A 2,066-nucleotide genomic window follows, 5' to 3' on the forward strand; every position below is an offset into this window, starting at 1 on the left:
GTGGACCCGAACGCCGCGGCCGCACCCTGCGCGCCCGAGGACCTCGACGTCGGCCTCGCGGCCGACCGCACGGCGGTCACGCCCGGCGTGCCGGTCCGGTTCACGGTGTCGGTGCGCAACACCGGCCAGGTGCAGTGCCTGGTCGACGCGCCCCGGCGCAGCCTCGCCGTGACGGTCTACGAGGGCGAGGTGGGCGAGCAGACGGCGGAGCGGGCCTGGTCGTCCGCGGACTGCGCCGACCAGGACGAGGAGCGGCTGCTGCTCCTCGGGCCCGGCGACGTCGACACCACCAGCGTGAGCTGGTCCGACTCCCGCTCTGCGCCCGACTGCCCGGGCGGTCAGCCCAAGCTGACGGCCGGCCAGTACACGGCCCAGGTGACGCTCGCCGACGTCGAAGGCGCGAGCAGCGACGTGGTACGGCTGACGTACACGGTGCCGCAGCCGTCGCCGTCGTCCTCCGGCGAGTCGTCCGAGGACCCGTCCGGCGAGCCGTCGGGCGACCCCTCGGGGAAGGCGTCGGACGAGCCGGACGCGGATCCGAGCGGGTCCGGGGAGGCCGGGGAGAACTCGGCGGCCGACGAGAAGTCGGACGACGGAGGGGGCGCGAAGGGCGGCGGCGACGCGACGGACGGTCAGGACGCCGGGGACGGCTCGGGCAAGGAGTCCTGAGGCGTCACCTGCGGGGCGCTCTTCCCAGGCGTACAGCTCTTCGCCGACGTACCCCTCGGGTCAGACGTACCGCTCGAGGATGCTCGACTCGGCGAGCCGGGACAGGCCCTCGCGGATGGTCCGGGCACGCTGCTCGCCCACGCCGTCGACCGACATGAGGTCGTCCACGCTCGCGGCGAGGAGCTTCTGCAGGCTGCTGAAGTGTCCCACGAGCTGCTCGATCGTCGGGTTCGGCAGGCGCGGCACCTTGGACAGGAGCCGGTAGCCGTGCGGCGCGACGGCGGCGTCGAGCGCGTCCCCGCCGCCCGGCAGGTCCAGGATCCGGCCGATCTGGCTCATGTCGAGCAGCTCCTGGGAGGTGAGCGCCGACAGCTCGGCCTGCACGTCGGTCAGCGCGCGGTCCTTGCGGCTCAGCACGTAGTCGCGGATCACGAACTCGCGGTCCGAGCCGACGTCGCCGATCAGCTCGTCGAGCTGCAGCGCCAGCAGCCGGCCGTCCACGCCGAGCTCGATCACGTAGCCGGCGATCTCGTCCGAGATGCGCCCCACCATCTCGAGTCGCTGCACCACGGAGCAGACGTCGCGCACCGTGACCAGGTCCTCGATCTCGAGGGCCGACAGGGTGCCGGACACCTCGTCGAGGCGGGCGCGGTACCGCTCGAGCGTGGCGAGCGCCTGGTTGGCGCGGCCGAGGATCGTGTCCGAGTCCTCCAGCACGTGCCGCTGGCCGCCCACGTAGAGGGCGACGATGCGCATGGACTGGCTGACCGAGATGACGGGGAAGCCGGTCTGCTTGGCGACGCGCTCGGCCGTACGGTGGCGCGTGCCGGACTCGGTGGTCTCTATCGTCGGGTCGGGGAGCAGCTGCACGGCGGCCTTACGGATGCGGGTGGCATGCCGGTCGAGCACCACGGCGCCGTCCATCTTCGACAGCTCGCGCAGGCGGGTGGCCGAGAAGTCGACGTCGAGCGAGAAACCGCCGGAGCAGATCTGCTCGACGACCGGGTCGAGGCCGAGCACGATGAGCGCGCCGGTGCGGCCACGCAGGATGCGTTCGAGTCCGTCGCGGAGTTCGGTCCCGGGCGCGACGGCGGCCAGGGTCTCACGGAGCAGCTCGTCAGTGTGCGAGGAGGTCGTGGCCACGAAGAAATCCTACGCTGTGCCCCGGGTCACAAGTAGTTCGTTTCATGAAGCGGTCATCTCCCGGACACCTCGCCGTCGCCCCCGCGGCCTATGGCCTGTGCCCACTCGACCGCGTCGCGGATGTGCACCGCCTCGACGAGCTGGAGACCCTCGGGCGGCTTGACCCCGGTCCCGTGCGGCACGACGGCGTTCGCGAAGCCCAGGCGGGCCGCCTCGCCCAGGCGCCGGTCCAGCCCGGCGACCGGCCGCAGGTC

The 2,066-nt window shown here is 72.7% G+C and carries 1 protein-coding gene and 2 pseudogenes; 1 reads left to right on the forward strand and 2 read right to left on the reverse strand.

What is annotated here, in order from left to right; genetic code table 11:
* A pseudogene (locus PROKR_RS30795) lies at window positions 1-669 on the forward strand (hypothetical protein); the annotation flags it as partial.
* A gap of 60 nt (window positions 670-729) precedes the next feature.
* Here the strand turns inward: PROKR_RS30795 and disA are convergent.
* Both disA and PROKR_RS35080 read right to left on the reverse strand, forming a co-directional pair.
* Window positions 730-1,812: a DNA integrity scanning diadenylate cyclase DisA gene (disA, locus tag PROKR_RS15235; protein ID WP_036964474.1), complete on the reverse strand. Its 1,083-nt coding sequence runs from the start codon at window positions 1,810-1,812 to the stop codon at window positions 730-732.
* Between the two features lie 53 nt (window positions 1,813-1,865).
* A pseudogene (locus PROKR_RS35080) lies at window positions 1,866-2,066 on the reverse strand (DNA repair protein RadA); the annotation flags it as partial.

Source organism: Promicromonospora kroppenstedtii DSM 19349, assembly GCF_000515355.1.
In the GTDB taxonomy this organism is placed as follows: Bacteria; Actinomycetota; Actinomycetes; order Actinomycetales; family Cellulomonadaceae; genus Promicromonospora; species Promicromonospora kroppenstedtii.